The organism is Nocardia sp. FBN12, assembly GCF_050320175.1.
In the GTDB taxonomy this organism is placed as follows: domain Bacteria; phylum Actinomycetota; class Actinomycetes; order Mycobacteriales; family Mycobacteriaceae; genus Nocardia.
This window is the reverse complement of record NZ_CP190048.1, coordinates 7,176,524-7,202,576: the sequence shown is the minus strand read 5'-3', so window position 1 is coordinate 7,202,576 and position 26,053 is coordinate 7,176,524. Positions and strand designations below refer to the sequence as shown.

Annotated in this window: 21 protein-coding genes and 1 tRNA gene; 15 read left to right on the top strand and 7 right to left on the bottom strand. The window is 68.0% G+C overall.

The window, feature by feature from the left end; genetic code table 11:
* Nucleotides 1–88 precede the first annotated feature (88 nt).
* On the top strand, nucleotides 89–1,057 hold the full coding sequence (locus ACQHI0_RS33820; RefSeq protein WP_427905738.1) for an acyl-ACP desaturase: 969 nt from the start codon (nucleotides 89–91) through the stop codon (nucleotides 1,055–1,057).
* A 35-nt stretch (nucleotides 1,058–1,092) separates the two neighbouring features.
* Here ACQHI0_RS33820 and ACQHI0_RS33815 read toward each other — a convergent pair whose 3' ends face one another.
* Nucleotides 1,093–1,881, bottom strand: coding sequence for a biotin--[acetyl-CoA-carboxylase] ligase (locus ACQHI0_RS33815; protein ID WP_427905737.1), 789 nt, complete (start codon nucleotides 1,879–1,881; stop codon nucleotides 1,093–1,095).
* 123 nt (nucleotides 1,882–2,004) lie between these two features.
* Here ACQHI0_RS33815 and ACQHI0_RS33810 point away from each other — a divergent pair, with 123 nt between their 5' ends.
* From ACQHI0_RS33810 to ACQHI0_RS33800, 3 genes are all read left to right on the top strand, one after another.
* Nucleotides 2,005–3,645 carry an acyl-CoA carboxylase subunit beta gene (locus tag ACQHI0_RS33810; protein WP_427905736.1) on the top strand — a complete coding sequence of 547 codons (1,641 nt, stop codon included), beginning with the start codon at nucleotides 2,005–2,007 and terminating at the stop codon, nucleotides 3,643–3,645.
* A 129-nt stretch (nucleotides 3,646–3,774) separates the two neighbouring features.
* Complete coding sequence (locus ACQHI0_RS33805) at nucleotides 3,775–4,104, top strand: acyl-CoA carboxylase epsilon subunit (RefSeq protein ID WP_427905735.1); 330 nt, start codon at nucleotides 3,775–3,777, stop codon at nucleotides 4,102–4,104.
* 42 nt (nucleotides 4,105–4,146) lie between these two features.
* Nucleotides 4,147–4,782, top strand: coding sequence for a nucleoside triphosphate pyrophosphatase (locus ACQHI0_RS33800; RefSeq protein WP_427905734.1), 636 nt, complete (start codon nucleotides 4,147–4,149; stop codon nucleotides 4,780–4,782).
* On the opposite strand, the gene ACQHI0_RS33795 is transcribed toward ACQHI0_RS33800, so the two are convergent.
* Nucleotides 4,708–5,472, bottom strand: coding sequence for a helix-turn-helix transcriptional regulator (locus tag ACQHI0_RS33795; protein WP_427905733.1), 765 nt, complete (start codon nucleotides 5,470–5,472; stop codon nucleotides 4,708–4,710). The two genes, ACQHI0_RS33800 and ACQHI0_RS33795, sit on opposite strands and share 75 nt — an antisense overlap.
* Nucleotides 5,473–5,620: 148 nt before the next feature.
* Between ACQHI0_RS33795 and ACQHI0_RS33790 the strand changes: the two genes are divergently transcribed.
* The 4 genes from ACQHI0_RS33790 to ACQHI0_RS33775 all read left to right on the top strand — a co-directional run bounded on the left by ACQHI0_RS33790 (nucleotide 5,621) and on the right by ACQHI0_RS33775 (nucleotide 10,191).
* Nucleotides 5,621–6,511: a sulfurtransferase gene (locus ACQHI0_RS33790; protein ID WP_427905732.1), complete on the top strand. Its 891-nt coding sequence runs from the start codon at nucleotides 5,621–5,623 to the stop codon at nucleotides 6,509–6,511.
* 188 nt (nucleotides 6,512–6,699) lie between these two features.
* Nucleotides 6,700–8,499, top strand: coding sequence for an acetyl/propionyl/methylcrotonyl-CoA carboxylase subunit alpha (locus ACQHI0_RS33785; RefSeq protein ID WP_427905731.1), 1,800 nt, complete (start codon nucleotides 6,700–6,702; stop codon nucleotides 8,497–8,499).
* Nucleotides 8,500–8,695: 196 nt separating this feature from the next.
* Entirely contained in the window at nucleotides 8,696–9,667 is a 972-nt protein-coding gene (locus ACQHI0_RS33780; protein ID WP_427905730.1) for a patatin-like phospholipase family protein, read from the top strand.
* Between the two features lie 179 nt (nucleotides 9,668–9,846).
* Entirely contained in the window at nucleotides 9,847–10,191 is a 345-nt protein-coding gene (locus tag ACQHI0_RS33775; protein ID WP_379236715.1) for a hypothetical protein, read from the top strand.
* Between the two features lie 109 nt (nucleotides 10,192–10,300).
* On the opposite strand, the gene lat is transcribed toward ACQHI0_RS33775, so the two are convergent.
* Both lat and ACQHI0_RS33765 read right to left on the bottom strand, forming a co-directional pair.
* A complete protein-coding gene (gene lat / locus ACQHI0_RS33770; protein WP_427905729.1) occupies nucleotides 10,301–11,641 on the bottom strand; it encodes an L-lysine 6-transaminase in 1,341 nt (446 codons plus the stop codon).
* A gap of 66 nt (nucleotides 11,642–11,707) precedes the next feature.
* Complete coding sequence (locus ACQHI0_RS33765) at nucleotides 11,708–12,160, bottom strand: Lrp/AsnC family transcriptional regulator (RefSeq protein WP_427905728.1); 453 nt, start codon at nucleotides 12,158–12,160, stop codon at nucleotides 11,708–11,710.
* A 118-nt stretch (nucleotides 12,161–12,278) separates the two neighbouring features.
* On the opposite strand from ACQHI0_RS33765, the gene amaB reads away from it, so the two are divergent.
* Complete coding sequence (gene amaB, locus ACQHI0_RS33760; protein WP_427905727.1) at nucleotides 12,279–13,796, top strand: L-piperidine-6-carboxylate dehydrogenase; 1,518 nt, start codon at nucleotides 12,279–12,281, stop codon at nucleotides 13,794–13,796.
* 73 nt (nucleotides 13,797–13,869) lie between these two features.
* Nucleotides 13,870–13,943 (top strand) — tRNA-Met (locus ACQHI0_RS33755).
* 60 nt (nucleotides 13,944–14,003) lie between these two features.
* Here the strand turns inward: ACQHI0_RS33755 and ACQHI0_RS33750 are convergent.
* Nucleotides 14,004–14,552 (bottom strand): histidine phosphatase family protein, encoded by a 549-nt coding sequence (locus tag ACQHI0_RS33750; protein ID WP_427905726.1) that lies wholly within the window; start codon nucleotides 14,550–14,552, stop codon nucleotides 14,004–14,006.
* Nucleotides 14,553–14,688: 136 nt separating this feature from the next.
* Between ACQHI0_RS33750 and ACQHI0_RS33745 the strand changes: the two genes are divergently transcribed.
* From ACQHI0_RS33745 to ACQHI0_RS33735, 3 genes are all read left to right on the top strand, one after another.
* A complete protein-coding gene (locus ACQHI0_RS33745) occupies nucleotides 14,689–19,611 on the top strand; it encodes an Lhr family ATP-dependent helicase (protein ID WP_427905725.1) in 4,923 nt (1,640 codons plus the stop codon).
* A gap of 4 nt (nucleotides 19,612–19,615) precedes the next feature.
* A complete protein-coding gene (locus ACQHI0_RS33740; RefSeq protein WP_427905724.1) occupies nucleotides 19,616–20,389 on the top strand; it encodes an Fpg/Nei family DNA glycosylase in 774 nt (257 codons plus the stop codon).
* Nucleotides 20,390–20,510: 121 nt separating this feature from the next.
* Nucleotides 20,511–20,891: a VOC family protein gene (locus tag ACQHI0_RS33735; RefSeq protein WP_427905723.1), complete on the top strand. Its 381-nt coding sequence runs from the start codon at nucleotides 20,511–20,513 to the stop codon at nucleotides 20,889–20,891.
* Nucleotides 20,892–20,894: 3 nt separating this feature from the next.
* On the opposite strand, the gene glpD is transcribed toward ACQHI0_RS33735, so the two are convergent.
* Entirely contained in the window at nucleotides 20,895–22,685 is a 1,791-nt protein-coding gene (gene glpD / locus ACQHI0_RS33730; RefSeq protein WP_427905722.1) for a glycerol-3-phosphate dehydrogenase, read from the bottom strand.
* A 199-nt stretch (nucleotides 22,686–22,884) separates the two neighbouring features.
* Here glpD and glpK point away from each other — a divergent pair, with 199 nt between their 5' ends.
* Together glpK and ACQHI0_RS33720 are read left to right on the top strand one after the other, a co-directional pair.
* On the top strand, nucleotides 22,885–24,381 hold the full coding sequence (glpK, locus tag ACQHI0_RS33725) for a glycerol kinase GlpK (protein WP_427905721.1): 1,497 nt from the start codon (nucleotides 22,885–22,887) through the stop codon (nucleotides 24,379–24,381).
* A gap of 44 nt (nucleotides 24,382–24,425) precedes the next feature.
* Nucleotides 24,426–24,998 carry a TetR/AcrR family transcriptional regulator gene (locus tag ACQHI0_RS33720; RefSeq protein WP_427905720.1) on the top strand — a complete coding sequence of 191 codons (573 nt, stop codon included), beginning with the start codon at nucleotides 24,426–24,428 and terminating at the stop codon, nucleotides 24,996–24,998.
* Here ACQHI0_RS33720 and ACQHI0_RS33715 read toward each other — a convergent pair.
* On the bottom strand, nucleotides 24,957–25,877 hold the full coding sequence (locus ACQHI0_RS33715) for an alpha/beta hydrolase (protein ID WP_427905719.1): 921 nt from the start codon (nucleotides 25,875–25,877) through the stop codon (nucleotides 24,957–24,959). The genes ACQHI0_RS33720 and ACQHI0_RS33715 overlap by 42 nt on opposite strands.
* Nucleotides 25,878–26,053 lie beyond the last annotated feature (176 nt).

Sequence of the window (26,053 nt, the reverse complement as noted above, 5' to 3'; positions counted from 1 at the left end):
GCCACGGCTGAGGCGATACTGTGGATTACACGCTAGATGCCAGGTTTTGCCCATATCTGCTTGCTCGACACCGACAGTGGAGGCACGCGTGACCGAAGATCTGACTCAGCTCGAAATCCTCACGGCCCTCGAACCTGTGGCCGAACAGAACCTCAACCGGCACCTTTCCATCGCCAAGGACTGGAATCCGCACGACTACGTGCCGTGGGAGGAAGGCCGCAATTTCGCCGCGATGGGCGGAACCGACTGGGAGCCTTCGCAATCGAGGCTCACCGATGTCGCCAAGGCGGCGATGATCACCAATCTGCTCACCGAGGACAATCTGCCCTCCTACCACCGCGAGATCGCCGAGAACTTCTCCCTCGACGGCGCGTGGGGCACCTGGGTGGGCCGCTGGACCGCCGAGGAGAACCGCCACGGCATCGTGATCCGCGACTACCTCGTGGTGACCCGCGGCGTCGACCCGGTGGCGCTGGAAGAAGCGCGGATGGTCCACATGACCCAGGGCGCGCACGCACCGGCGAACTGGGGTGGGTTCCTGGTGAACGTCGCGTATGTGACGTTCCAGGAGCTGGCCACTCGGGTGAGCCACCGCAACACCGGTCGCGTCTGCGACGACCCGGTCGCCGACAAGATGCTGGCCCGCGTCGCCACCGACGAGAACCTGCACATGATCTTCTACCGCAACCTCTGCGCGGCGGCCCTCGACCTCGCCCCCGACCAGGCGATGCCCGCGATCACCAAGGTGCTCACCAATTTCCAGATGCCGGGCGCGGGCATGCCCAACTGGCGGCGCAACGGCGTGCTGATGGCCAAGCACGGCATCTACGACCTGCGCCAGCACCTCGACGAGGTGGTGCGTCCGGTACTCAAGCAGTGGGATGTCTTCGAACGCAACGACTTCGGTGCGCGAGGCGAGGCGGCCCGCGACGAGCTCGCGCTGTTCATCGACAAGCTGGAGAAGGACGTGCTGCGGTTCGAGGAACAGCGCGACCGGCTGCTGGCGCGCGAGCGCGAGGTGGCCGAGCGTGCGACCGCGGGTGCGGCCGCACGCTGATCCGTGCCGGGGACGGGCCCGCTTCGGGCCCGTCCTCAGTATTGTCCGCGCAGGTGGGAGACGTCGCCCGCGGACACCGCTTCGCCGCCGATGAGCAGTCGACCGGTGTCGTCGATGCCGGTCGCGACACCGGTGATCACCTTGCCGCCGGGAAGTTCGGCGCGCACGTCGACGCCGATGGTGGCGCAGCGTTCGCGATAGGCGGTCGCCAGTTCGGCGCTGTCCCAGCCCGACCGCTCCCATGCGGTGAAGCGGCGCGCGAATTCGGCCAGGATCGCCGCGACAAGGGCGGTGCGGTCGATACTCCGCGCACCGGCCAGCGACAGCGAAGTCGCGTGGGCGACAGGCAGTTCCGACTCGTCGAGGTCGACGTTCATCCCGATACCGACCACCACCGCGGGCGCGATGCCGGTCGCGGCGACCTCGGCCAGGATGCCCGCGAGCTTGCGGCCGTCGAGCAGCACATCGTTCGGCCACTTCAGATCCGGTGCGACGCCCGCCGCGCCGCGCAGCGCGTCGACCACGGCGATCCCGGTGAGTAACGGCAACCAGCCGAGCGCGCCGGGGTCGATGCCGGGCAGGCGCACCAGGATCGACAGCGAGATCTGCGCGCGCGGCGGACTCACCCAGGCGCGGGCATGCCGACCGCGACCGCTCACCTGTTCCTCGGCGAGCAGAGCCTGGCGGTCGACGGACGGGTCGGCGGCACGGGCGACCAAGTCGGCGTTGGTCGATCCGGTCGATTCGACTACATCGACCCGGTCGTAGAACGACAGTCCCTGCGAGCTGCGCAGACGCGGTACATCGATGGGTGCCCTGTTCATTCTCGGCACGTTACTGGAGTTCACTGTGAAGGGTCATGACCATACCTAGCTGGGGTTTCTCTACTGACCGGTAGGCGAGACTGCCGTAGTGCGTGACGGTGTCACTCGTTACACTCGCAACCCATGACGAGTGTCCAGCAGCAGCCCGCATCGGAATCGGCGGGCACCCCCGATATCCACACCACCGCCGGGAAGCTGGCTGATCTGCGGAATCGGCTGGAAGAAGCGCAACACCCGATGGGTGAGGCCGCGGTCGACAAGGTGCACGCCAAGGGCAAGATGACAGCGCGCGAGCGCATCCTCGCCCTCGTCGACGAAGGCTCCTTCGTCGAACTCGATGCCCTGGCCAAGCACCGCAGCGTGAATTTCGGCCTCGAGCACAACCGCCCGCTCGGTGACGGTGTCGTCACCGGCTACGGCACCATCGACGGCCGCGACGTGTGCATCTTCTCCCAGGACGTCACCGTGTTCGGTGGCTCCCTCGGCGAGGTCTACGGCGAGAAGATCGTCAAGGTGATGGACCTGGCGATCAAGACCGGCCGCCCGCTGGTCGGCATCAACGAAGGCGCGGGCGCGCGGATCCAGGAGGGCGTCGTCTCCCTCGGGCTCTACGGCGAGATCTTCCACCGCAACGTGCAGGCCTCCGGCGTGATCCCGCAGATCTCGCTGATCATGGGTGCCGCCGCCGGTGGTCACGTGTACTCCCCCGCGCTCACCGACTTCGTGGTGATGGTCGATCAGACCTCCCAGATGTTCGTCACCGGCCCCGACGTGATCAAGACCGTCACCGGTGAAGAGGTCTCCATGGAGGACCTCGGTGGCGCACACACCCACATGGTGAAGTCCGGTGTGGCCCACTACGTCGCCTCCGGCGAGCAGGACGCCCTCGACTACGTCAAGGACCTGCTGGGCTACCTGCCGAGCAACAACCGCGCCGAGGCCCCGCGCCACGCGCCGACCGACCCGATCAACGGTGCGATCGAAGACGCCCTCACCGACGAGGACATCGAGCTCGACACGATCATCCCGGACTCGCCGAACCAGCCCTACGACATGCACGAGGTCATCCGCCGTCTGCTCGACGACGACGAGTTCCTCGAGGTCCAGGCCGAGCGCGCGATGAACATCATCTGCGGCTTCGGCCGGGTGGACGGGCGCAGCGTCGGCATCGTCGCCAACCAGCCGACCCAGTTCGCCGGCTGCCTCGACATCGACGCCTCGGAGAAGGCCGCGCGCTTCGTGCGCACCTGCGACGCCTTCAACATCCCGATCATCACCCTGGTGGACGTGCCCGGCTTCCTGCCCGGCACCGGCCAGGAATACAACGGCATCATCCGCCGTGGCGCGAAGCTGCTCTACGCCTACGGCGAAGCCACTGTGGGAAAGATCACGATCATCACTCGCAAGGCCTACGGCGGCGCCTACGACGTCATGGGTTCCAAGCACATGGGCGCCGATGTGAACCTGGCGTGGCCGACCGCGCAGATCGCCGTGATGGGTGCCTCGGGCGCCGTCGGCTTCGTCTACCGCAAGCAGCTGCTCGAAGCCGCCAAGAACGGCGACGACGTCGACGCACTGCGCCTCGAGCTGCAGAACGAGTACGAGGACACTCTGGTGAACCCGTATGTGGCCGCCGAGCGTGGCTACGTCGACGCGGTCATCCCGCCCTCGCACACCCGTGGCCAGATCGTGTCGGCGCTGAGGCTCCTCGAACGCAAAATGGTGACCATGCCGCCGAAGAAACACGGCAACATTCCGCTCTGAAAACGCGATATTCCCGAAGAGCCGCGCACACTGATTGTGGGAAGCAACTATTGATCAGCGCGGTTCTACCGGGAATGATCGCGGCAACCGCGCTGTGAAGCGAAGTAAGTGCAGGAAGGATCTGGCACTGTGACAACTGTGGCAGAAGAAGACGTGCTGACAGTCGCCGAGCTCGAGCTCGCCGTCGAACCACTCGTCGAAGAGGCTCAACTGACAGTGGACGCGGTGGCGCAGGCCCCCGTCGACGCCGCGGGCGAGCCGCTGTTCCGCATTCTCAAGGGCTCGCCCACCGATCAGGACATCGCGGCTCTGGTCGCCGTCCTGAGCGTGGCGGCCGCCAGCGCGCCCGCTGCTGGATCGAACGGACCGGCCGACGCCTGGGGCACAGCGACGATCATGCATCGGGGCACGAACCCGTTCTCGCCGTACGTGTACCCGATGCTGTCGCATCTGCGCTGAGGTGAACGAGCTGGGTGCTGCGGTGAACGAGCTGGTGCTGCGGTGACCAGGCTGGTTCTCGCGTCGGCCTCCGTCGGCAGGCTCGGGATCCTGCGCAACGCGGGCATCGACCCCGTCGTGCGGGTCTCGGGCGTAGACGAGGACGCGGTCGCGGCGGCGCTGCCCGCGGGCACCTCGTCGCACGATGTCGTCGTTGCCCTGGCTCGCGCCAAGGCGGTCGACGTCGCCGCGTCGATTCCCGATCTCAGCGCGGACTGTGTCGTGGTCGGCTGCGATTCGATGCTGCTCGTCGACGGGGAGCTCCAAGGTAAACCGCACACCCCGGAGGTGGCGCGCGAGCGCTGGGCCACGATGGCCGGGCGCAGCGCGGACCTGATCACCGGACACTGCGTCCTGCGACTGCGCGATGGCGAGATCGTCGCGGACTCGGCCGAATGCAGCAGCACCACGGTGCATTTCGCGAAGCCGACGCCGGAGGAACTCGATACCTACATCGCCTCCGGCGAACCACTCAAGGTCGCGGGCGCGTTCACGTTGGACGGCCGGGGCGGCTGGTTCGTCGACCGGATCGACGGCGACCCGTCCAGTGTGATCGGGCTCGGTCTACCGCTGTTGCGCCGACTGCTCGAAGACGTCGGTATCGGTGTCACGCAGCTGTGGCGGGATCCGCGGGACTGACGGCGCGATCACGTGCTGATCGCCCGGCTCCTTGGCCGGGGTGCGATCGGGCGCGGTCATCGTCAGGTCGAGCCGGGCCGTACACAGCTCTGGCTCGATGAACGGGTGCAGCTGCACGTCCACCCGGCCACGGGCGCCGTTGCGTTCGAGCACCTCCCGCATGAGGCCCATGTGCACACCGCACACCACCTCGGCGTGCGAGCGGGCCAGTTCCCGCAGCGGGCAGGCGGTGAGGTTGATCTGGACGTGTTCCGGTGTCTCGCCGGCCGGGTCCTTCTCGGGCGCGAACCCGAGTTCCGACATCAGCGACATGGTGATGTCCCTGGCGTCGGCCAGGGTTTCCACCGGCTGCGTGCCGATATCCATCCGCGCGCCCCAGGCGCGGCCCGCGGCCACGGCGGCGGCGGACCGGGCGACCGGATCGGGGCCGAGATGGTCGGCCAGTACCTGCGCGAGCTCCTGATATCCCACCGAGCGCTGCACCGCGCGATAGCCGATGCGTGGGCGTCCGCGCCCGCGTGGCGGCTGCTGGAACTGGCGAACCAGCGATTCACGGGTGAGGACATCGAGGTGGAATCGGACGGTGGTGACGTGCTGTCCGGTGATGCGGGCAAGTTCCTGGGCATCGAGGGGCTCGGTGGCGCCACGTAGGATCGCGAGCAGTCGCCGTCGCGGCCAAGAATCGGACATAGCTCACCCCTCCTCTCCAGAGACTTTATCGGACATCCGTGCGCTTTATTCGCCCATTGTGTCGATTCGTGATGTGCCACCACACACTTACCATCGGCTGCGACCACACAGTGGTCGCACCCACCCAACTCGCGTGAAGGACCACACTGTGCCTGTCGCCCCGGATCCGCACCCCGCCTTCGGTTCCTACGCAGTCCCGCATCGATTGGTAACCACAGAATGGCTGTCCGCAAACATCGGCGTGCGTGGTTTACGAATCATCGAGTCCAACGATGACATCCTGCTCTACGACATCGGCCATGTCCCGGGCGCGGTCAAAATCGATTGGCGCGGCGACCTGAGCGACCCGGTGACCCGCGATTATGTCGACGGCAAGCGCTTCACCGAGCTGATGCGCGCCAAAGGTATCGAGCGCGACGACACCATCGTGATCTACGGCGATCGCGGCAATGCCCAGGCCGCGCACACCGCGTGGATCTTCACGCTGTTCGGCCACGAGGACGTGCGCCTGCTCGACGGCGGCCGCGACGCCTGGATCTCCGAGGAACGCGACACCACCTTCGACCAGCCCTATCCGGTGCCGAGCGACTACCCCGAGGTGGTCCGCGACGACTCGACCGCGCGCGCGTTCCGCGAGGAGGTGCTCGGCAGGCTCGGCAAGCCCCTGGTCGACGTGCGCTCGGCGCAGGAGTACTCGGGCGAACTCGAGGACAAACCACTCAACCAGGAGTACGCCGCCCTGCGTGGCGGGCACGTGCCGACCGCGGTGAACATCCCGTGGACCGAGGCGGCCACGAACGACGGCCGTTTCCGCTCGCGCGCCGATCTGGACGAGGTCTACGGCGCGCTGCCCGCCGACGATCTGGTCGTGTACAGCCGGGTCGGCGAGCGGTCCAGCCACACCTGGTTCGTCCTGACGTTCCTGCTCGGCCGCAGGTCGGTACGTAATTACGACGGTTCGTGGATCGAATGGGGCAATTCGGTGCGCGTACCGATCGTCACCGGCACCGAGCCCGGTGTCGCGAATCAGATCATTTGAAACATGTTCACATCCTCGGGCGCCGCGTAGTGTGACCTGCGACCTACTGGACAGTAGGGCTAGCCGAGTTCGAGCAGGGTTGGCACACTGCCTACACTCGCCCGAGACGAAAGTTGTCGATACCGGGCACGGGGCCTAACCGGCGACCCGTACCCCGACGCGACCAAAGATTGCACACAGGAGGCTCAGTGCCCAGCCATGCCAGCGCACGGATCACAAAGGTACTCGTAGCTAACCGCGGCGAGATCGCGGTTCGCGTGATCCGGGCTGCCAAGGACGCGGGAATCACCAGCGTCGCGGTGTACGCCGAGCCCGATGCCGACGCTCCCTTCGTGAAGCTCGCCGACGAGGCGTTCGCCCTCGGCGGTCAGACCTCTGCCGAGTCGTACCTCGTGTTCGACAAGATCCTCGACGCCGCGGCCAAGTCCGGCGCCGACGCGATCCACCCCGGCTACGGTTTCCTCTCCGAGAACGCCGACTTCGCCCAGGCCGTGATCGACGCCGGGCTGATCTGGATCGGCCCGTCGCCGCAGTCCATCCGCGACCTGGGTGACAAGGTCACCGCGCGTCACATCGCCGAGAAGGCGAAGGCGCCGATGGCCGCGGGCACCAAGGACCCGGTCAAGAACGCCGACGAGGTCGTCGCGTTCGCCAAGGAGTACGGCGTCCCGGTGGCCATCAAGGCCGCTTTCGGTGGCGGTGGCCGCGGCATGAAGGTCGCCCACACCATCGAGGAGATCCCCGAGCTGTTCGACTCCGCGGTGCGTGAGGCGACCGCCGCGTTCGGTCGCGGCGAGTGCTTCGTCGAGCAGTACCTCGACAAGGCCCGCCACGTCGAAGCCCAGGTCATCGCCGACCAGCACGGCAACGTGGTCGTCGCCGGTACCCGCGACTGCTCGCTGCAGCGCCGGTTCCAGAAGCTCGTCGAGGAGGCGCCCGCGCCGTTCCTGTCCGACGAGGTGCGCGCCGCCATCCACGAGTCGGCCAAGCGCATCTGCCGCGAGGCGGGCTACTACGGTGCGGGCACCGTGGAGTACCTGGTGCAGGGCGAGACCGTGTCGTTCCTCGAGGTGAACACCCGTCTGCAGGTGGAGCACCCGGTCACCGAGGAGACCGCGGGCATCGACCTGGTGCGCCAGCAGTTCCGCATCGCCAACGGCGAGGAACTGACCATCACCGAGGACCCCACCCCGCGTGGCCACTCGTTCGAGTTCCGGATCAACGGTGAGGACGCCGGTCGCGGCTTCCTGCCCGCTCCCGGCCCGGTGAACGTCTACCGCGAGCCCTCGGGTCCCGGTGTGCGCGTCGACTCCGGTGTGGTCCAGGGCAGCGTCATCGGTGGTCAGTTCGACTCGATGCTGGCCAAGCTGATCGTCACCGGCGAGAACCGCGAGCAGGCGCTGCAGCGTGCCCGTCGCGCGCTGGCCGAGTTCGAGGTCGAGGGCCTGGCGACGGTGATCCCGTTCCACCGCGCGGTCATCGAGGATCCGGCCTTCATCGGTGACGGCCAGACCTTCGACGTCTACACCAAGTGGATCGAGAACGAGTGGAAGAACACCGTCGAGCCGTACACCGCCGGTGGCGCGGCCGACGATGACGACGACGATCTGCCCCGGCAGAAGGTTGTCGTCGAGGTCGGTGGCCGTCGCGTGGAGGTGTCGCTGCCCGGTCAGTTCACCCTCGGTGGCGGTGCGGCCGGTTCGGCGGGCAACGGTGTGGTCCGCAAGAAGCCGAAGGCGCGCAAGCGTGGTGGCGCCGGTGCCGGTGCCGCCTCCGGTGACGCGGTGACCGCGCCCATGCAGGGCACCGTCGTGAAGGTCGCGGTCGAAGAGGGCCAGACCGTCGAGGCGGGCGACCTGATCGTCGTGCTCGAGGCCATGAAGATGGAGAACCCGGTCAACGCGCACAAGGCCGGTGTCGTCACCGGGCTCGCTGTCGCGGCGGGCGCGGCGATCACCCAGGGCACCGTCCTGGCGGAGATCAAGTAGAAGCTCTTCACCAACGGGCGCCGGTCTTCCCGACCGGCGCCCGTTGTCGTTCTCGCGGGAAACACCGGCCTTCGGACGCGTCCGAGCCCGTCTCCTCGCGACCGGCGGAAGTCGCGGGGACGGCCAGCTGAACGAACGGCGAAGATCACCCATCTCCGCAGGCCGAGCGGCCGGGTTCTGTCGTATCGTGGGTCGGGTGACCAGTACTGCGCACACCGATCTGGACCCGCTCTCGACGCCGGGTTCGGCAACGGTGGCCGAGGTCATCCAGAGCCGCCGGGAAACCGGGCATCGCACCGACGGTAACCGCCTCGCGCTGGTGATCGAGGGGGGCGGCAGCCGCGGTGTGTACTCCAGCGGCATGGTGCAGGCGCTGGAGGAATTGGGCCTGGCGAGGGTGTTCGACGCCGTCTACGGCACGTCGGCCGGGGCGATCAACGGCGCCTGGTTGCTGTGCGGGCGCGCGGCGACGGGGATGCGCTCGTGGACCGATCCGGCGATCATGCGCCGCGTGGTCGACCCGGTCCGCATCTTCCGCGGCCGCCCGGTCTTCGATCTGCACTATCTCGTGCACCGCGTGTACGACGGCATCGAGCCGATGGACTTCCCCGCGATCCTGGCCAACCCCACCACCTTCCACCCGATCGCGACCGATATCCGCACCGGGGAGTCGGTGGACCTCGGTCCCTACATCACCGATAAACAGACCCTCATGACGGCGCTGCGGGCCTCTGCGGGCCTTCCGTTGCTGGCGGGACCACCGGTCACCCTCGCGGGTGGCAGCTACTTCGACGGCGGGCTCACCGAAACCGTGCCGATCCGCACCGCCGTGGCCGCGGGCACCACCCACGCCTTGGTCCTGCGGACCCGACGAACCGACGAACTCCGCCCGCCCGCTCCCCTGCTGCATCGGGTGGTCGGCGGCGGCTACATGCGGGCCATCGCGCCCGGTGCGTTCCGGGCGTGGAGCAAGCGGCCCGGCCAGCAGGCGATGGAGGACAGCTACCTCGACGGCCTCGGCGATCAGGTCCTCCAGGTCCACCCGCCCGCCGGTTCGCCCGCCATCGACAGCGCGGCCCGCGACACCGACCTGCTCACCCGCGCCCTAGACATCGGCCGCACGGCGGTGCACTCGCTGCTCGGCGGCGGGACCCTCCGCACGGCCTGACTGATCCTTGGCGGCTGGCGCCGCGGGTCGCGGCCCTTCGGGCCCCGATTCTTCCCTCCCGGCGGGCACTCCTTCGTCGCACCCTCTGGTCAGTCCAGAATCGGGCGGGCCGCGACAAAGACCGTGACCGTGTTCAGGCCGGGAGGCCGACCTGAACCACCGCCTATAGGCTGCGAGGCGTGGAACCGATCGAGATCAACGCAGGGTCCTGGTATCTGCGCGCCCTTCGCGCCGACGAGCGGATCGACGATCGACCCGCGCTGGCCGCCGGCGGCATCACCGATCCCGAGTATGTGGCCACCCGGTCGGCGCAGTGGGCGGACGAGTCGCACTTCTCCTGGGCGGTCTGCGTTCCGACGACGGCCGAGATGGTCGCCGAGATCGGCGTGACGCCGGGCGCGGACGACACCGCGACCGTCACGGGGTGGGCCCGTCCCGGTGAAGACGAGGCACTGGCCGCAGGTCTGGCCTCGGTCCACCGATTCGTCGCCGGCGCACTCGGATTGACGCCCGTGCCCGCCTGATCATTTGTCGCGCTGCGCTGAACCGTCCGAGGTCGGCGCGGACATCCGAGCGAAGAAGGAACTGGGCCGACGGCGATCACGCCGTCGGCCCAGTCCGGAATCCGGTGAGTTACCGGCGTTCTCGCGTGAGCACCGCGTCGAGTGCGTCGACGGCCTGACGCAGCTCGTTCTCGGTGACGGTCAGCGGCGGACGGAAACGGACGCCGCGCTCCCCCGTACCGAGCAGCAGCACATGCTCACGTTCGCGCAGCTGCGTCACCACCCGATCGCGCAACTCCGGCGTCGCCAGCGTCACCGCGCACATCAGCCCACGCCCACGCGCCTGGCTGACCATGTCCGGATGCGCGGCGGCGAGCTCGCCGAGCCGGTCGAGCAGGAAGGCGCCGAGCGGCACCGCGCCCTCGATCAGCCGATCCCGTTCCAGCACTTCGAGAACGCGCCGGCTTCTGACCATGTCGGTGAGGTTGCCGCCCCAGGTGGAGTTGAGTCGCGAACTCACATGGAAGACATTGTCGGCCACCTCGTCGACCCGCCCGCCTGCCATGATCCCGCAGACTTGAGTCTTCTTACCGAAGGCCACCACATCGGGCGCAACACCCAATTGCTGGTAGGCCCAGGTGGTTCCGGTCAGGCCGACGCCGGTCTGCACCTCGTCGAGAACGAAGAGCGCGTCGTTGGCATGGCAGAGCCGCTGCATGGCCGCGAGGAATTGCGGCCGCAGATGGCGGTCGCCACCTTCACCCTGGATCGGTTCGGCGATGAAACAGGCGATGTCGTGCGGGTTTTCGGCGAAGGCCTGTTCGGCCTGGGCCAGCGCGTGTGCTTCGAGAGCCTCGATATCGGGCCCGGCACCGGTGTGCGGTGTGTCGATGCGCGGCCAATCGAATTTCGGGAAACGCGCGGTCTTGACCGGGTCGGTATTGGTGAGCGACATCGTATAGCCGCTCCGCCCATGGAAGGCGCCGGTCAGGTGCAGCACCTTGGTACCGAGTTCCGGTGCGCGGCCGTGCAATTCGTTGTGTCTGCTCTTCCAGTCGAAAGCGACTTTCAGCGCGTTCTCCACCGCGAGCGCGCCACCGTCGACGAAGAACAGGTGCGGTAGGTGGGGGTCGCCGAGAACGCGGGCGAAAGTATCGACGAAGCGGGCCATCTCGACGGTGTAGATGTCGGAATTGCTCGGCTTGTTCAGTGCGGCGGTGGTCAGTTCGGCGAGGAAACGTTCGTCGCCTGCCAGGTCGGGATGGTTCATCCCGAGCGCGTTGGAGGCGAAGAAGCCGAACATGTCGAGATAGCTGGTGCCGTTACGTTCGTCGACAAGCATGCGGCCGTGCGACTTGTGGAGGTCGAGCACCAGCTCGAAGCCGTCCGCGAGGATGTGCGAGGACAGGATTTCGTTGACCCGGTTGGCGGGGATGACCGCCGCGCCGGGGCGCTCCAGTTCGATGGTCACGAAACCGACGATACGCAAATATTTACGGAAGTTCTACGGAATGACGAATCAAATTACGAAGGATAGCTACCTGTCATAGAATGTCTGCAGGATGATCGTGCTGCGGGTGTGCACGTTGGCCGTGGCCCTGATCTCCTGCAGCAGATGTTCCAGATGCCGGGGCGAGGCCACCCGCACGAGCAGCACGTAGCTCTCCTCGCCCGCCACCGAGTGGCACCCCTCGATGCCGGGGATGTGCTGCAACAATGCGGGCGCGTCATCGGGCTGAGACGGGTCGAGAGGAGTGATCGCGACGAACGCCGACAACAAGTGCCCGAGTGCCTCGGGGTCCACCTGCGCCGCGTACCCACGGATCACGCCGCGCGCTTCGAGCCTGCGCACCCGCGATTGCACCGCGGAGACCGAGAGGCTGGCCTTCTCCGCCAGATTCGACAAGGTGGCGCGACCGTCGGCCATCAGTTCTTTGATCAATAGTCGATCGATATCGTCGAGCTGGGGTCGAACCGGTGTTTCCGCCATCAGCGAAGGCTAACGCAGCGTGGGGCTCGCGCGGGGAAAACTTCTTTCCGTTCCCCACCGAATTCTCCCGAACATTTCCGTGAGTCGTACCAAACAGCAGAAGGTGAGCAGAGTACCGATGACGCAGACCGTGAACTTCTCCGAGCAGCTTTCCCTGCGAGCCAGGGCGCTCCTGCACGGCCTCGGCGCCGCTGTGCCGGAACCCGGCCCGCTGCTCGCGCGCACACCGATCGCCGGCGGCGTGCTGCTGCCACTGACCATCGACACTCCCGCCGACGTCGACGCCGCGATCGGCCGCGCCGCGACCGCCTTCGAGGCGTGGCGCACGGTCCCCGCACCCGTGCGAGCAGCGTTGGTGCGCAGGCTGGCCCAGTTGCTGGTAACCCATCAGGGCGAGCTGGCCGAGCTGGTGACCCTGGAGGCGGGCAAGATCGGCCCCGAGGCACTGGGCGAAGTCCAGGAGATGATCGACGTCTGCGAATTCGCGATCGGGCTCTCACGCCAACTCTACGGCGCCACAATGCCTTCGGAGCGGCCCGGCCATCGGCTCATGGAGACGTGGCATCCGCTCGGTGTGGTCGGGGTGATCTCGGCGTTCAATTTCCCTGTCGCGGTGTGGGCCTGGAATACGGCGATCGCGCTGGTGTGCGGTGACACGGTGGTGTGGAAGAGCTCGGAGACCACACCGTTGACCGCGTTGGCGTGTCATACGCTGCTGCGGCGCGCGGCGATCGATGTCGGTGCGGATCCCGAAGTACACCAGCTGATTCGAGGTGACGCTACCGTCGGCTCAGCACTGGTCGACGATTCCCGGGTCGCCCTGGTGAGCGCGACCGGTTCGGTGCGGATGGGCGCCACCGTCGCCCCGCGGGTGGCCGCGCGGTTCGGGCGGTGCCTGCTCGAGCTGGGTGGCAACAATGCCGCGATCGTGGCGTCGAGCGCCGATCTGGAGCTGGCGGTGCGCGGCATCGTCTTCTCGGCGGCGGGGACGGCGGGGCAGCGGTGTACGAGTCTGCGGCGGTTGATCGTGCATCGTTCGATCGCCGATCAGCTGGTCGAACGACTCGCCGCGGCGTACCGCCAACTGCCCGTGGGGAATCCACTCGACGACGGGGTGCTGGTCGGGCCGCTGATCAACGAGCACGCCTTCGCGGCGATGCAGAAGGCGCTGGTCGGGGCGGTGTCCGAAGGCGGCGAGATCGTCTGTGGCGGTGAGCGGGTCGAGTTGCTCGGGCCGGACGCCTACTACGTGCGACCGGCCCTCGTTCGCATGCCCGCGCAGACCGAACTCGTGCGCGAGGAAACCTTCGCGCCGATCCTGTACGTGCTGACCTACGACGAACTCGACGAGGCCATCGCCCTGAACAACGGTGTGACCCAGGGACTTTCCTCGTCCATCTTCACCCTCGACCAGCGCGAGGCCGAACGGTTCCTCGCCGGTTCCGACTGCGGCATCGCCAATGTCAACATCGGGACGTCGGGCGCGGAGATCGGCGGCGCGTTCGGCGGGGAGAAGCACACCGGCGGCGGTCGCGAATCGGGCTCGGACTCATGGAAGGCCTACATGCGCCGCGCCACCAACACGGTCAACTACTCCACCGAACTCCCGCTCGCACAGGGCATCCATTTCGGCTGATCACGCACCGCGCGACTGCGCCCACCAGGCGATTTCGTCTTCCACCCCATCCCGTGTAAAGTGGTATTTGCAACGCGGGATGGAGCAGCTCGGTAGCTCGCTGGGCTCATAACCCAGAGGTCGCAGGTTCAAATCCTGTTCCCGCTACTACGAAGAAGGCCCCGGATTTTCGAATCCGGGGCCTTCTTCGTTCTCTGTCGCCGGGCGCTACGCGTTGCCGAGTCGCAGCGTCCAGTTCCCCCGATAGTGCAGGCGAGTGACGCTCGCGGGCGGAACATCCATGCGCCAGAACGACTTCGCCGGTGCGTCGAGCACCACGAGCAGCGCCGCCCGCACCACAGCCGGATGCGTCACCGCCACGGTGTCGCGCCCCGACGACGCGATCTCGGCCAACCAGAACCGCACCCGATCGACCAGTTCGGTGACCGATTCGCCACCGTGCCCACGGAATTCGGGATCGGTCAGCCAGGCGAACAACTGGCCCTGAGCGAGCTGGCTCATCTCACTACCCCGCCACGACCCCGCATCGAGATCCCGTAATCGCACGTCTTGTTCGCCGACGAGGCCCAATTCCTCCGCGGTCTCGCGAGCCCGCCGCTCCGGCCCCGTGCGCACCAGCGCGTCGTCGAGCGGCGCACAGGCCCGCACAGCAGCCCGCCCCGACTCGTCCAGGGGTTCATCGACAGGAAAACGCGCCTTACGTACCGCCTCGGTAAGGCCATGGCCGACAAGGTCGACTCTCAGCACCGTTTGCACGAGAGTCGAGGGTAGCGACGAGTGCGATCCACGCCACACCCCGGGCTACACGCGGGCCCGGTCAGCGACACGTCGACGCAGGTCGGGGTGCGTGACGCCGGCGAAGGTGTCAGTGGGTCGGTGCACACTTGGTGCTATGGATCGGTTCTCCCCCGCTACTGCCCAGTGGTTCGACGGCGCCTTCCCCGGCGCGACGTCGGCCCAGCTCGGCGCGTGGGACGCGATCGCCGCCGGCGAGCACACGCTGGTGATCGCGCCGACGGGGTCGGGCAAGACGTTGTCGGCGTTCCTGTGGGCGATCGACCAGCTGGCGCAGCGCGAGCCGCCAGAGCAGGGGGCGCCGCAGGGCACGTCGGTGCTCTACGTCTCGCCCTTGAAGGCGCTGGCCGTGGACGTGGAGCGCAATCTGCGGGCGCCGCTGGTCGGCGTGACGCAGACGGCGAAACGATTGGGGCTCGACCCGCCGGATATCTCGGTGGGGGTGCGCTCCGGTGACACGCCACCAGCCCAGCGACGGGCCATGTTGCGCACGCCGCCCGACATTCTCATCACGACTCCTGAGTCGTTGTTCTTGCTGCTGACCTCCGCGGCTCGCGAGACGCTCGCCCAGGTCAACACCGTGATCGTCGACGAAGTGCACGCCATCGCCGGGTCCAAGCGCGGGGCGCATCTGGCGCTCTCGCTGGCCCGGCTGGATCAGCTCACCGACAAGCCGGCGCAACGGATCGGGCTGTCGGCAACCGTGCGGCCGCCCGAGGAGGTCGGGCGGTTTCTGGTCGGGCACGCCCCGATCACCATTGTGCGCCCGCCCGCGCCGAAGACCTTCGACCTGTCGGTGCGGGTGCCGGTAGCCGATATGACCGATCCCGGGGGCGATTCCGATCAGCCGGGTTCGATCTGGCCGCATGTCGACGAGGCCATCGTCGACCTGGTGCTCGAGCACCGGTCCTCGATCGTGTTCGCCAACTCCCGGCGGCTCTCCGAGCGGCTGACGGCGCGACTCAACGAGACCTACGCCGCCCGGCTCGGCGAACCGGTGGCGACCGAGCACAAGCCGCCCGCCCAGCTCGGACCGTCCACCGAGGTGATCCACGGAGCCGACCAGCTGTTGGCACGGGCACATCACGGGTCGGTCAGCAAGGAACAGCGGGCCATCATCGAGGACGACCTCAAGACCGGTCGCCTGCGCTGCGTGGTGGCCACCAGCAGCCTCGAACTCGGCATCGACATGGGTGCGGTGGACCTGGTGGTGCAGGTGGAGGCACCGCCGTCGGTGGCCAGCGGGCTGCAGCGGGTCGGGCGCGCCGGGCACCAGGTGGGTGAGATCTCGCGTGGCGTGCTGTTCCCCAAACACCGCACCGACGTCATCCACTGCACCGTCGCCGCCCAGCGCATGCTCACGGGGGAGATCGAGAAGCTCCAGATTCCCGCGCACCCGCTCGACATCCTCGCCCAGCAGACGGTCGCGGCCTGCGCGCTCGAGTCCATCGACGTCGACGCCTGGTTCGATCTCGTCCGCTCCACCGGCAGCTATGCGAATCTGCCTCGCTCGGCCTACGAATCGGTGCTCGACCTGCTGGCCGGGCGCTATCCGTCCGACGAGTTCGCCGAACTGCGTCCCCGCGTGGTGTGGGATCGCGACGCGGGCACGATCACCGGGCGTCCCGGTGCGCAGCGCCTGGCGGTGACCTCCGGTGGCGCGATCCCCGACCGCGGGATGTTCGCGGTGTTCATGGTGGGCGAAAAGGCTTCCCGGGTGGGCGAACTCGATGAGGAGATGGTCTACGAATCGCGCGTCGGTGATGTGTTCGCGCTCGGTGCGACCAGTTGGCGGATCGAGGAGATCACCTTCGACCGGGTGCTGGTCTCACCGGCGTTCGGGCTGCCTGGCAGGTTGCCGTTCTGGCATGGTGACGGCCTTGGCCGCCCGGCCGAATTGGGCTCCGCGCTGGGCGAATTCGTGCGGACGGCGGGTCAGGTTCCCGCCGATGGGCTGAGCCGGATCGTGGCGAACATGGGTGTCGAGACGGGCGCGGTCGTCGAGCAGGGCAAGCCGGCGGCACGGCTCCAACAGTTGGTGCGAACTGCCGGGCTCGATCAGAACGCGACAGCGAATCTGGTGAGTCTGCTCGAGGAACAGCGCAGCGCCACCGGTCAATTGCCGACCGATCGCACACTGGTCGTGGAGCGGTTCCGTGACGAACTCGGCGACTGGCGGCTGGTCCTGCACTCCCCCTACGGCACCCCGGTCCACGCACCGTGGGCGCTGGCGGTGGGCGCGCGCCTGCAGGAACAGTTCGGCATCGATGCCGCTCCGACGGCGTCCGACGACGGCATCGTGGTGCGTCTACCCGACACCACCGACCAGCCACCCGGCGCCGAACTGTTCGCCTTCGAGCCCGACGAGATCGACGACATCGTCACCGAACAGGTCGGCGGCTCAGCCCTTTTCGCCTCGCGCTTCCGCGAATGCGCCGCCAGGGCACTGCTGCTGCCCCGTCGCGACCCCGGCAAGCGCGCCCCGCTGTGGCAGCAGCGGCAGCGCTCGGCCCAATTGCTGGACGTGGCACGCAAATTCCCGCAGTTTCCGATCCTGCTGGAAACCGTCCGCGAATGTCTGCGCGACGTATACGACCTGCCCGCCCTGCGCGACCTGCTCACCAAGGTCGCCCGCCGCGAGATCCGCCTGATCGAAGTCGAAACCGCGAGCCCGTCCCCCTTCGCCGGCGCCCTGCTGTTCTCCTACATCGGCCAATTTCTCTACGACGGCGACAGCCCGCTGGCCGAACGCCGAGCCGCCGCACTGGCTTTGGATTCCAGCCTGCTCGCCGAACTCCTTGGCCGCGTCGAGCTCCGCGAACTCCTCGACCCCGCCGTCATCACCCTGACCGAACAAGAACTCCAGCGCCGCACCCCCGAACGCCGAGCCCGCGACTCCGAAGGTCTGGCCGACCTGCTGCGCCTCCTCGGCCCCCTCACTCCCGCCGAGGCCGCGGCCCGCTGCGTCCCCCGCCCCGGCACCGCGTCCGCGGCTCGCCACACCGAAGCGATGGACACCGGAGCCCACCCACCCGACGAACCATCACACAGCACGCCGGACGAGGGACGCGAGTCCGCTCGCGGCACCGATGTGCCGCTCGCCGATTCCGATGCCACGGCGTGGTTCGCGGAGTTGCGGGATTCGCGACGGGCGCTGGAGGTTTCGTTCGCGGGACGGACCTGGTGGGTGGCAGTCGAGGATGCCGCTCGCCTGCGGGACGCACTTGGCGTGCCACTGCCGATCGGGGTGCCCGCGGCGTTCATCGAACCGGTGCCCGATCCGCTCGGTGATCTGGTCGGCCGCTACGCGCGCACGCACGCACCGTTCACGACGGCCGCGGTCGCCGAGCGGTTCGGCTTGGGTACCGCGGTGGCCGCGACTTCGCTGCACCGTCTGCTTGCCGAGAAGCGCGTTGTGGAAGGCGAATTCACGCCAGGTACCGCCGGCGGCGAGTGGTGTGACGCCCAGGTTCTGCGCCGATTGCGCCGCCGATCCCTGGCTGCCGCTCGGCACGAGGTCGAACCGGTCACCACCGCGGCCTTCGCCCGTTTCCTGCCCGCGTGGCAACACGTCGGTTCCGGCGAACTGCGCGGCGTCGACGGCGTGGCCACCGTGGTGGAACAGCTCGCGGGCGTCCCGATTCCGGCTTCGGCCTGGGAGTCGCTGATCCTGCCCACCCGAGTCCGCGACTACTCCCCCGCGATGCTGGACGAGCTGATGGCGACCGGCGAGGTGGTGTGGTCGGGACACGGCGCCATCACCGCCCGCGACGGCTGGATCGCCCTGCACCTGGCCGACCAGGCTCCGTTCACCCTGCCTCCGGCGGATGAGATCGAACCGACCGACATCCAACTCGGCCTCCTGGCCGCCCTCGGCGCGAACCTGGAGCCTGGACCCGCGCGAACCGCCTCCACGTCGCCGACCGACTCGGACGCACCCGCTACCCGCCCGAAAGCCGCTCGGGGCAAGGTGGCCGCCGACAAGGTCGTCGACCTCGACGCCGCGTCGGCACAACCTCCCGCTGCTGACCGACGACCCGGCCCAGAACACACCGCACCCGCCGATGCCGGTGGTGGCACCCGATTGCCGATTACGTTGAGCGGCGGCGGCGCCTACTTCTTCCGCCAGCTCTCCGATACCGCGGGCCTGCTCGACGACAAGGCAGCCGGGGACGCGCTGTGGCAGCTGGTCTGGGCCGGCTACGTCTCCGGTGACACCTTCGCCCCGGTGCGCGCGCTGCTGTCCGGCACCGCCCGCAGCACCACCGCGCACCGCACCCCACGCCGCGCTCCCCGCGGCCGCGCGTACCTGCCGCGACCATCGATGCCGACCCGGTCCGGCCCGCCGACCCTGGCGGGACGCTGGTCGATCCTGCCCGAACGCGTGCAGGACAACACCGTGCGCGCCCACGCCACCGCCGATCAGCTCATCGAGCGCTACGGCGTGCTGACTCGCGGTTCGGTGCAGAACGAAGGGATAGCAGGCGGTTTCCAGTTGATGTACCGGGTGCTCACCGAGTTCGAGGATCGCGGCCGGTGCAGGCGCGGCTATTTCGTCGACACGCTCGGCGGCGCCCAGTTCTCCACCACCGACACCGTCGACCGGCTGCGTTCGTTCGACACCGACCGCGACAGCACCAGAGCGGGTGTCGCGCTCGCGCTCGCGGCCTGCGACCCGGCCAACCCGTACGGCGCGGCCCTGCCGTGGCCGAAGGGCGATGCGGAAGGCGGTCATCGGCCGGGGCGCAAAGCCGGCGCGTTGGTGGTGCTGGTCGGCGGCGAACTGGTGCTCTACTCCGAACGCGGCGGCAAAACGCTGCTCAGCTTCACCGAGGACATCGGCCTGCGCCGGGCGGCGGCGATGGCGCTGGCCGGGCTGGTGCGCGACCGCAGAGTCGACAGCTTGGTGATCGACAAGATCAACGGCGAAAGCGTGCACGGCAACCTCTTCGTCGATGTCCTCGTCGAGGCCGGTTTCTCGATGACTCCCAGTGGTCTGCGGCTGCGCAGGCAGGTGTAGCCGAATGCCCGAGGGCGACACCGTCTTCCGCACCGCCGAACGCCTGCGCACGGCGCTGGCCGGTAAGACCTTGACCCGCAGCGACTTCCGGGTTCCGCGCTACGCCACCGTCGATCTGGTCGGTGATCTGATCGAGGAGGTCGCCAGCTACGGCAAGCACCTGTTCATCCGCACCGACCGCCTGAGCATCCACACCCACCTGAAAATGGAAGGCGAGTGGCGGGTGTTCCACTGCGGCCAGCGCTGGACCAAACCACGGGTCACCGCACGGCTCGTGCTCGGCAACGACGAGGTCGAGGCCGTCGGCTTCTCGCTCGGCAAGGTGCAGGTGCTGCCGCGCGCCGACGAACACACCGTCATCGACCACCTCGGTCCCGATCTGCTCGGACCGAACTGGGATCCGGCCGAGGCCTTGCGCAGGCTCACCGAATACCCGCGCCGCGCCATCGGCCTCGCCCTGCTCGACCAGCGCAATCTGGCGGGCATCGGCAATATCTATCGCAGCGAGATCTGCTTCCTCCGCAGAGTCCACCCCACCACCCCCGTCGGCGAGATCACCGACCTGGCAGCGCTCGTCGACGAATCCCACCGCGTCCTCGGCAAGGCCGCGCACGAACCACCATGGCGTCCCATGGTCTACGGCCGGACACGGCGCCCCTGCCCTCGCTGCGGCACCGCCATCGCCTCCCAGCTTCTCGGCGAAGACGACCCCGCCGACCGCATCACCCAGCGCGAACGCGGCATCTACTTCTGTCCACGCTGCCAGCCACGCCCGTGAAATCGCCTCGCCCGTGCACCAGTTGTCCGATACGATCTCGGGATCGTTTTCACCGCTGACGGCCCACGAGGTTCGCAGGTGGGCTGCCGGACGGTTCCCCAGGTCGAAAGCAGGTTTCGTGATGGCATGTCGGATCAGTGAGCTCGTGCTCGGTTGCCGTGACCCCGAGGCCCTTGCCCAATTCTGGTGCGAGGTACTGGACTTCGTCGTGCTCGATCGCGAAGACGACGGCACGGTGGAGATCGGCCCGCGCGAAGGGTTCGGCGGCCCGCAGGCCACGATCATCCTCAGCAGCAGGGAAGAACCCGAGCACGGCAAATCCCGCCTGCATCTCGACGTCAACCCCACCGACCGCGATCAGGACGCCGAGCTCGAACGCCTGCTCGAGCTCGGCGCGCGCCCGGCCGATATCGGCCAGACGGGGCAGGAGTCGTGGCATGTCCTCGCCGACCCGGAAGGCAATGAATTCTGCCTGTTGAAGGCACGCATCGACCCGGTCTGAGCGTCAGCGCTCCTGCGGCACCGGTTCCAGCAGCTGCGGCCGCGGCTCGGGAGCAGCGGCCCGCAACGCGTCGGCCGACTCGTCGTCGGGTTGGGTCTGCGATTCGATTTCGGCCCGCACGCGCGCCTGGTACGTCGACACCTCACGGTCGATATCGTCGGCGTCCCAGCCGAGTACGGGCGCGATCAGGTGGGCGATCTGCTCGGCGCTGTTCGCGCCGCGATCGGCGTATTCGATCGAGATGCGGGTGCGCCGGGCCAGGATGTCGTCGAGGTGCAGCGCGCCCTCGGCGGCGGCCGCGTAGACCGCCTCGATCTGCAGGTACGCCGGTGCGTCGGTAATCGGTTGCAGCAGTTCGGGTTTGCCCGCGGCCATGGCGAGCACCTCGTCGACCAGGGAGCCGTAGCGGTCGAGCAGGTGCGTCATCCGGTACGGATGGATGCCGTAGTGCTCGGCGAGCTGCACGGTCTGATTGACCAACGCGAAGTACCCGTCGGCGCCGAGCAGCGCCACCTTCTCGGTGATCGACGGGGAGACACGGGCCGGAATATCCTGTGCCGCTTCGTCCATCGCGTCGGCGGCCATCACCCGGTAGGTGGTGTACTTGCCGCCCGCGATGCTCACCAGTCCGGGCGCGACCCTGGCCACCGCGTGTTCGCGCGAGAGCTTGGACGTCTCGTCGTTCTCCCCCGCCAGCAGTGGACGCAGGCCCGCGTAGACACCGTCGATATCGGCGTGGGTGAGCGGGGTGACCAGCACCTCGTTGACCCGGTCGAGCAGGTAGTCGATATCGGCCTTGGTCGCCGCGGGGTGGGCGAGGTCGAGGTTCCAGTCGGTGTCGGTGGTGCCGACGATCCAGTGCGCGCCCCACGGGATGAGAAACAGCACCGAGGTGGTCGTGCGCAGGATGATCGCGGCATCGCTGATGATCCGATCGCGCGGCACCACGATGTGCACCCCTTTGGATGCTCGCACATGGAATCGGCCGCGCTGACGCGACAGACTCTGCACCTCATCGGTCCACACGCCCGTCGCGTTGATCACCACACTCGCGCGCGCCTCGCCGGTGCGCCCGTCCTCGGTATCGCGCAGTTTCACGCCGACGACCCGGTCGGCTTCGCGCAGGAATCCGACGACCTGCGTCGAGGTGCGAATGACGGCGCCGTAGTGCGCGGCGGTGCGGGCGACGGTCATGGTGTGGCGGGCGTCGTCGACCACGGTGTCGTAGTAGGTGACGCCGCCGATCATCGAATCCCGGCGCAGGCCGGGTGCCAGCCGCATCGCGCCGTGCCTGGTCAGATGATGCTGTCCTGGCACGGATTTCGCGCCACCCATGGTGTCGTAGAGGGTCAGGCCCGCCGCAACGTAGGGCCGCTCCCACACCCGATGCGTCAGCGGGTAGAGGAACCGCAGCGGCTTCACCAGATGCGGCGCGAGCGTCGACAGTGCCAGCTCGCGTTCCTTCAGCGCTTCCCTGACCAGGCCGAATTCGAGTTGCTCGAGGTAGCGCAGGCCGCCGTGGAACATCTTCGACGACCGGCTCGACGTGCCCGACGCGAGATCGCGGGCCTCGACGAGCGCGACCGAAAGCCCGCGGGTCGCCGCGTCGAGCGCGATGCCCGCGCCGACCACACCGCCGCCGACGACCAGGACATCGAACTGATCCTTACCCAGCCGCTCCCAGGCGGTCCGCCGATGTTCGGGGCCCAGATCACCAGGCCCGAGCCGGTCCCTTTTCCCGCCCGCGACCAACTCACCCGGGTGCAGGAACGGAAACTCCGGTGTCTGCGACATCTCGACTCCTCGCCGCCGACCGATTCCGGCCGGTCCCAGTCGACAGTGGGGCGTGCGCCGCGTTCCCGGCGCCGCTGCGTACACGCTAAACCTAGTGCCCGCTCCGCGCTCGGGACGTACCCGGCGAGGCGTGGGAGCGAAATTCGTCGCCGACGACAAAGGTTGCGGACGCGGGCCCGTGTTTCGGTAACCTGCAGCAATGCGTCGCTATGTGGCTGCCATCGATCAGGGCACGACTTCGAGTCGGTGCATCATCTTCGATCGGCAGGGCCGGATCGTCGGGACCGCGCAGCGGGAGCACCGGCAGATCTTCCCGAAGCCCGGCTGGGTGGAGCACGATCCCGCGGAGGTGTGGCGCAATACCGAGTCGGTGCTCGGTGCGGCGCTGGGCACCAGCCGGTGTTCGGCCGGGGATCTGGCCGCGGTCGGCATCACCAATCAGCGCGAGACCACGGTCGTGTGGGATCGAGCGACCGGCGAGCCCGTGTACAACGCGATCGTCTGGCAGGACACGCGCACCGACCAGCTGTGCACCGAACTTGCGGGTGATCAAGGGCCGCAACGCTATGCGGGCCGCACCGGCCTGCCGCTGTCGACCTACTTCGCCGGTCCGAAGTTGCGCTGGATCCTCGACAACGTCGACGGCGTCAGGGAACGCGCCGAGGCAGGCGACCTGTGTTTCGGCACCATGGACAGCTGGGTGCTGTGGAAGCTGACCGGTGAACACCTCACCGACGTCACCAACGCCTCACGCACCATGCTGATGGATCTGCGCACCCTGCGATGGGATTCGGAGATCTGTGCCGATTTCGACATCCCGATGTCTCTGCTCCCGCAGATCCGCAGCTCGTCAGAGGTGTACGCCGATATCGCTTCCGGCCCATTCGAAGGCGTCCCCGTCGCGGGAATTCTCGGCGACCAGCAAGCCGCCACGTTCGGCCAGGCGTGCCTGTCCCCCGGCGAAGCCAAGAACACCTACGGCACAGGCAATTTCATGCTCCTCAACACCGGCACTACGCCGGTGTTCAGCAAGCACGGCCTGCTCACCACCGCCTGCTACCAACTCGGCGACGCCCCAGCGGTTTACGCCCTCGAAGGCTCCATCGCCGTCACCGGCTCCCTGGTCCAGTGGCTGCGCGACAACCTCGGCATCATCACCTCCGCCGAGGAAGTGGAACCCCTGGCCCGCACCGTCGAGGACAACGGCGGCGCTCACTTCGTCCCCGCCTTCTCCGGCCTGTTCGCCCCCCGCTGGCGCCCCGATGCCCGCGGCGTGATCGCGGGCCTCACCCGCTTCGTCACCAAGGCCCACTTGGCAAGGGCCGCACTGGAATCCACCGCCTTCCAAACCCGCGAAGTCGTCGACGCCATGCGAGCCGACGCCACCGCCCAACACCTCGATCTGGAACTCACCACTCTCAAGGTCGACGGCGGCATGACCGGCAACAACCTCCTCATGCAATTCCAGGCCGACATCCTCGACGTTCCCGTAGTCCGCCCGGTAGTCCGCGAAACCACCGCCCTCGGCGCCGCCTACGCCGCCGGCCTGGCCGTCGGATACTGGTCCGACCTCGAAGACCTCCGGGCCAACTGGATAGCCGACGAAACCTGGACGCCCGCGATGTCAGAACAGGAACGCACCCACCGCTACGCCGACTGGAACAAAGCCGTCGAGCGCACCTACAACTGGGTATGAACCGACCGCGCAAGCTGCCCCGGCAACAGCGCTCACGGAACACCGTGGACACGCTGCTCGAGGCGGCTGCCCAGGTGTTCTCCCGCGAGGGCGCGACCGCGACCACCAATCGCATCGCGGAACGAGCGGGTTTGTCGATCGGCACGCTGTACCAATACTTTCCGAACAAGGAGGCCATGCTGCACGCATTGGCCGAGCGTCACTTCCTCGACGGCGGCCAGCGGCTGAGCGAGGTGTTCGCGCGTTTGCGTGCCGAGGAGCCGCCGTTCGACGAGAGCATGCGCGCGATTATGGAAGTGGTCGCCGACCTGCACCGCGATCGACCCGCCCTGCACGCGCTGCTGCACCGGGTGGCATTGAGCCTGCCGATCGAGCTCGCGGCGGTCCGGGCATTCGAGGACTACCTCGTCGCCGAGGTGGAACACCAGCTGCGACGCTGCGACCGTGGCGGACCGGATCCCTTGCTCACCGCACGGACGCTTGTGCACGCGGTAGACGCACAGGTACATCGCGTCCTCACCCGCCACACCGTGAGCGCCGACAGCCTGACGGCACTTGTGTCGGCCCTCACCCCGTCACCGCCGACTACCACCGACCTCGGCCAGCAACGTCCGTAGCGCGTCGGCGAGCTGCGTGACGCCCGGTTCCTCCACCGGAAAATGCCCGCAGCCATCTAGCAGCGTGACAGTGGTCGGCGCGCTGATGCGATCGAGGAATCGCACGCTCAGTTCCGGTGGCGTCCAGCGATCCGCGGCCGGGTGGACCAATGTCACCGGCGCCGCGACGAACTCCTCCGGCGGGGTGTGCCGGAACCGTAGGAAGTCCACGAGAAATCCGAGCGGAACTCGCACGCCGCCACCGCGCGGATCGGTGGCACACAGCCGCGACAACGCCGGGTCCGAACTCATATTCGCCATGTCGACCAGCCAGCGGATCGGCACCCGCACCCGGCCGAGGACCGCGGCGATGCCGGAAAGCAACACCGGTGGCACCGCCCCGGCAGGTGCCCAGCGCACCATCGCCCGCCGCATCGCCGGATCGGCGGGGTCGGGCAAACAGGTCGCCACCACATGCGCGATCCGCCCCGTCCGCGCGGCCACCTCATAGGCGAGCATCCCACCCACACTCGCCCCGAAAACCACCAGTGGCCGATCATCGGAGTCCGTCTCGGACACCACGAAATCACCGACGATCTCGACCCATTCGCGATACCGCACCGCGCCGGGGTCCGCGACGGCGGTGTCGCCATACAACGGCAGATCCATCGCCATCACCGAAACCCCCTCGGCCGCACCGATACCGAGCAGTGGCCACACCAACCCCGCATGCCCACCGGCCCCGTGCAGCGCCAACACCCGCACGGGTGCGTCCTCGGCACCGGCACGCGCGACATGAACCCGATTCCCGTGCCACGCGAACCAGCTCGACTCCGGTTCGAACATCACCTCGTCGCGATACCGCTGAGGCAGAAACCGCACATACTCCGCATATTCCATACGTCCAGCATCAGCGCCACCGAACCCGCCGCCAACTCGCATTCATCGGGTTCGGCGGTCGCGAAAGACCAACTCTGACCAGCAGCAATCCGGGCCGGATCAGCCGATGCCCCCCACTGCTCGCATTCGGGGAACACCGCTGAGCAGTACGTTTGTCCTGCAAGAACTGCCTGCAG

Excerpts from the sequence above, each read along its gene's own strand:
- ACQHI0_RS33715 (WP_427905719.1), bottom strand. The coding sequence starts at position 25,877 with ATGGAATATGCGGAGTATGTGCGGTTTCTGCCTCAGCGGTATCGCGAC.
- ACQHI0_RS33810 (WP_427905736.1), top strand. The coding sequence starts at position 2,005 with ATGACGAGTGTCCAGCAGCAGCCCGCATCGGAATCGGCGGGCACCCCC.
- ACQHI0_RS33815 (WP_427905737.1), bottom strand. The coding sequence starts at position 1,881 with ATGAACAGGGCACCCATCGATGTACCGCGTCTGCGCAGCTCGCAGGGA.
- ACQHI0_RS33735 (WP_427905723.1), top strand. The coding sequence starts at position 20,511 with ATGGCATGTCGGATCAGTGAGCTCGTGCTCGGTTGCCGTGACCCCGAG.
- glpD (WP_427905722.1), bottom strand. The coding sequence starts at position 22,685 with ATGTCGCAGACACCGGAGTTTCCGTTCCTGCACCCGGGTGAGTTGGTC.
- amaB (WP_427905727.1), top strand. The coding sequence starts at position 12,279 with ATGACGCAGACCGTGAACTTCTCCGAGCAGCTTTCCCTGCGAGCCAGG.
- glpK (WP_427905721.1), top strand. The coding sequence starts at position 22,885 with ATGCGTCGCTATGTGGCTGCCATCGATCAGGGCACGACTTCGAGTCGG.
- ACQHI0_RS33740 (WP_427905724.1), top strand. The coding sequence starts at position 19,616 with ATGCCCGAGGGCGACACCGTCTTCCGCACCGCCGAACGCCTGCGCACG.
- ACQHI0_RS33745 (WP_427905725.1), top strand. The coding sequence starts at position 14,689 with ATGGATCGGTTCTCCCCCGCTACTGCCCAGTGGTTCGACGGCGCCTTC.
- ACQHI0_RS33795 (WP_427905733.1), bottom strand. The coding sequence starts at position 5,472 with ATGTCCGATTCTTGGCCGCGACGGCGACTGCTCGCGATCCTACGTGGC.
- ACQHI0_RS33765 (WP_427905728.1), bottom strand. The coding sequence starts at position 12,160 with ATGGCGGAAACACCGGTTCGACCCCAGCTCGACGATATCGATCGACTA.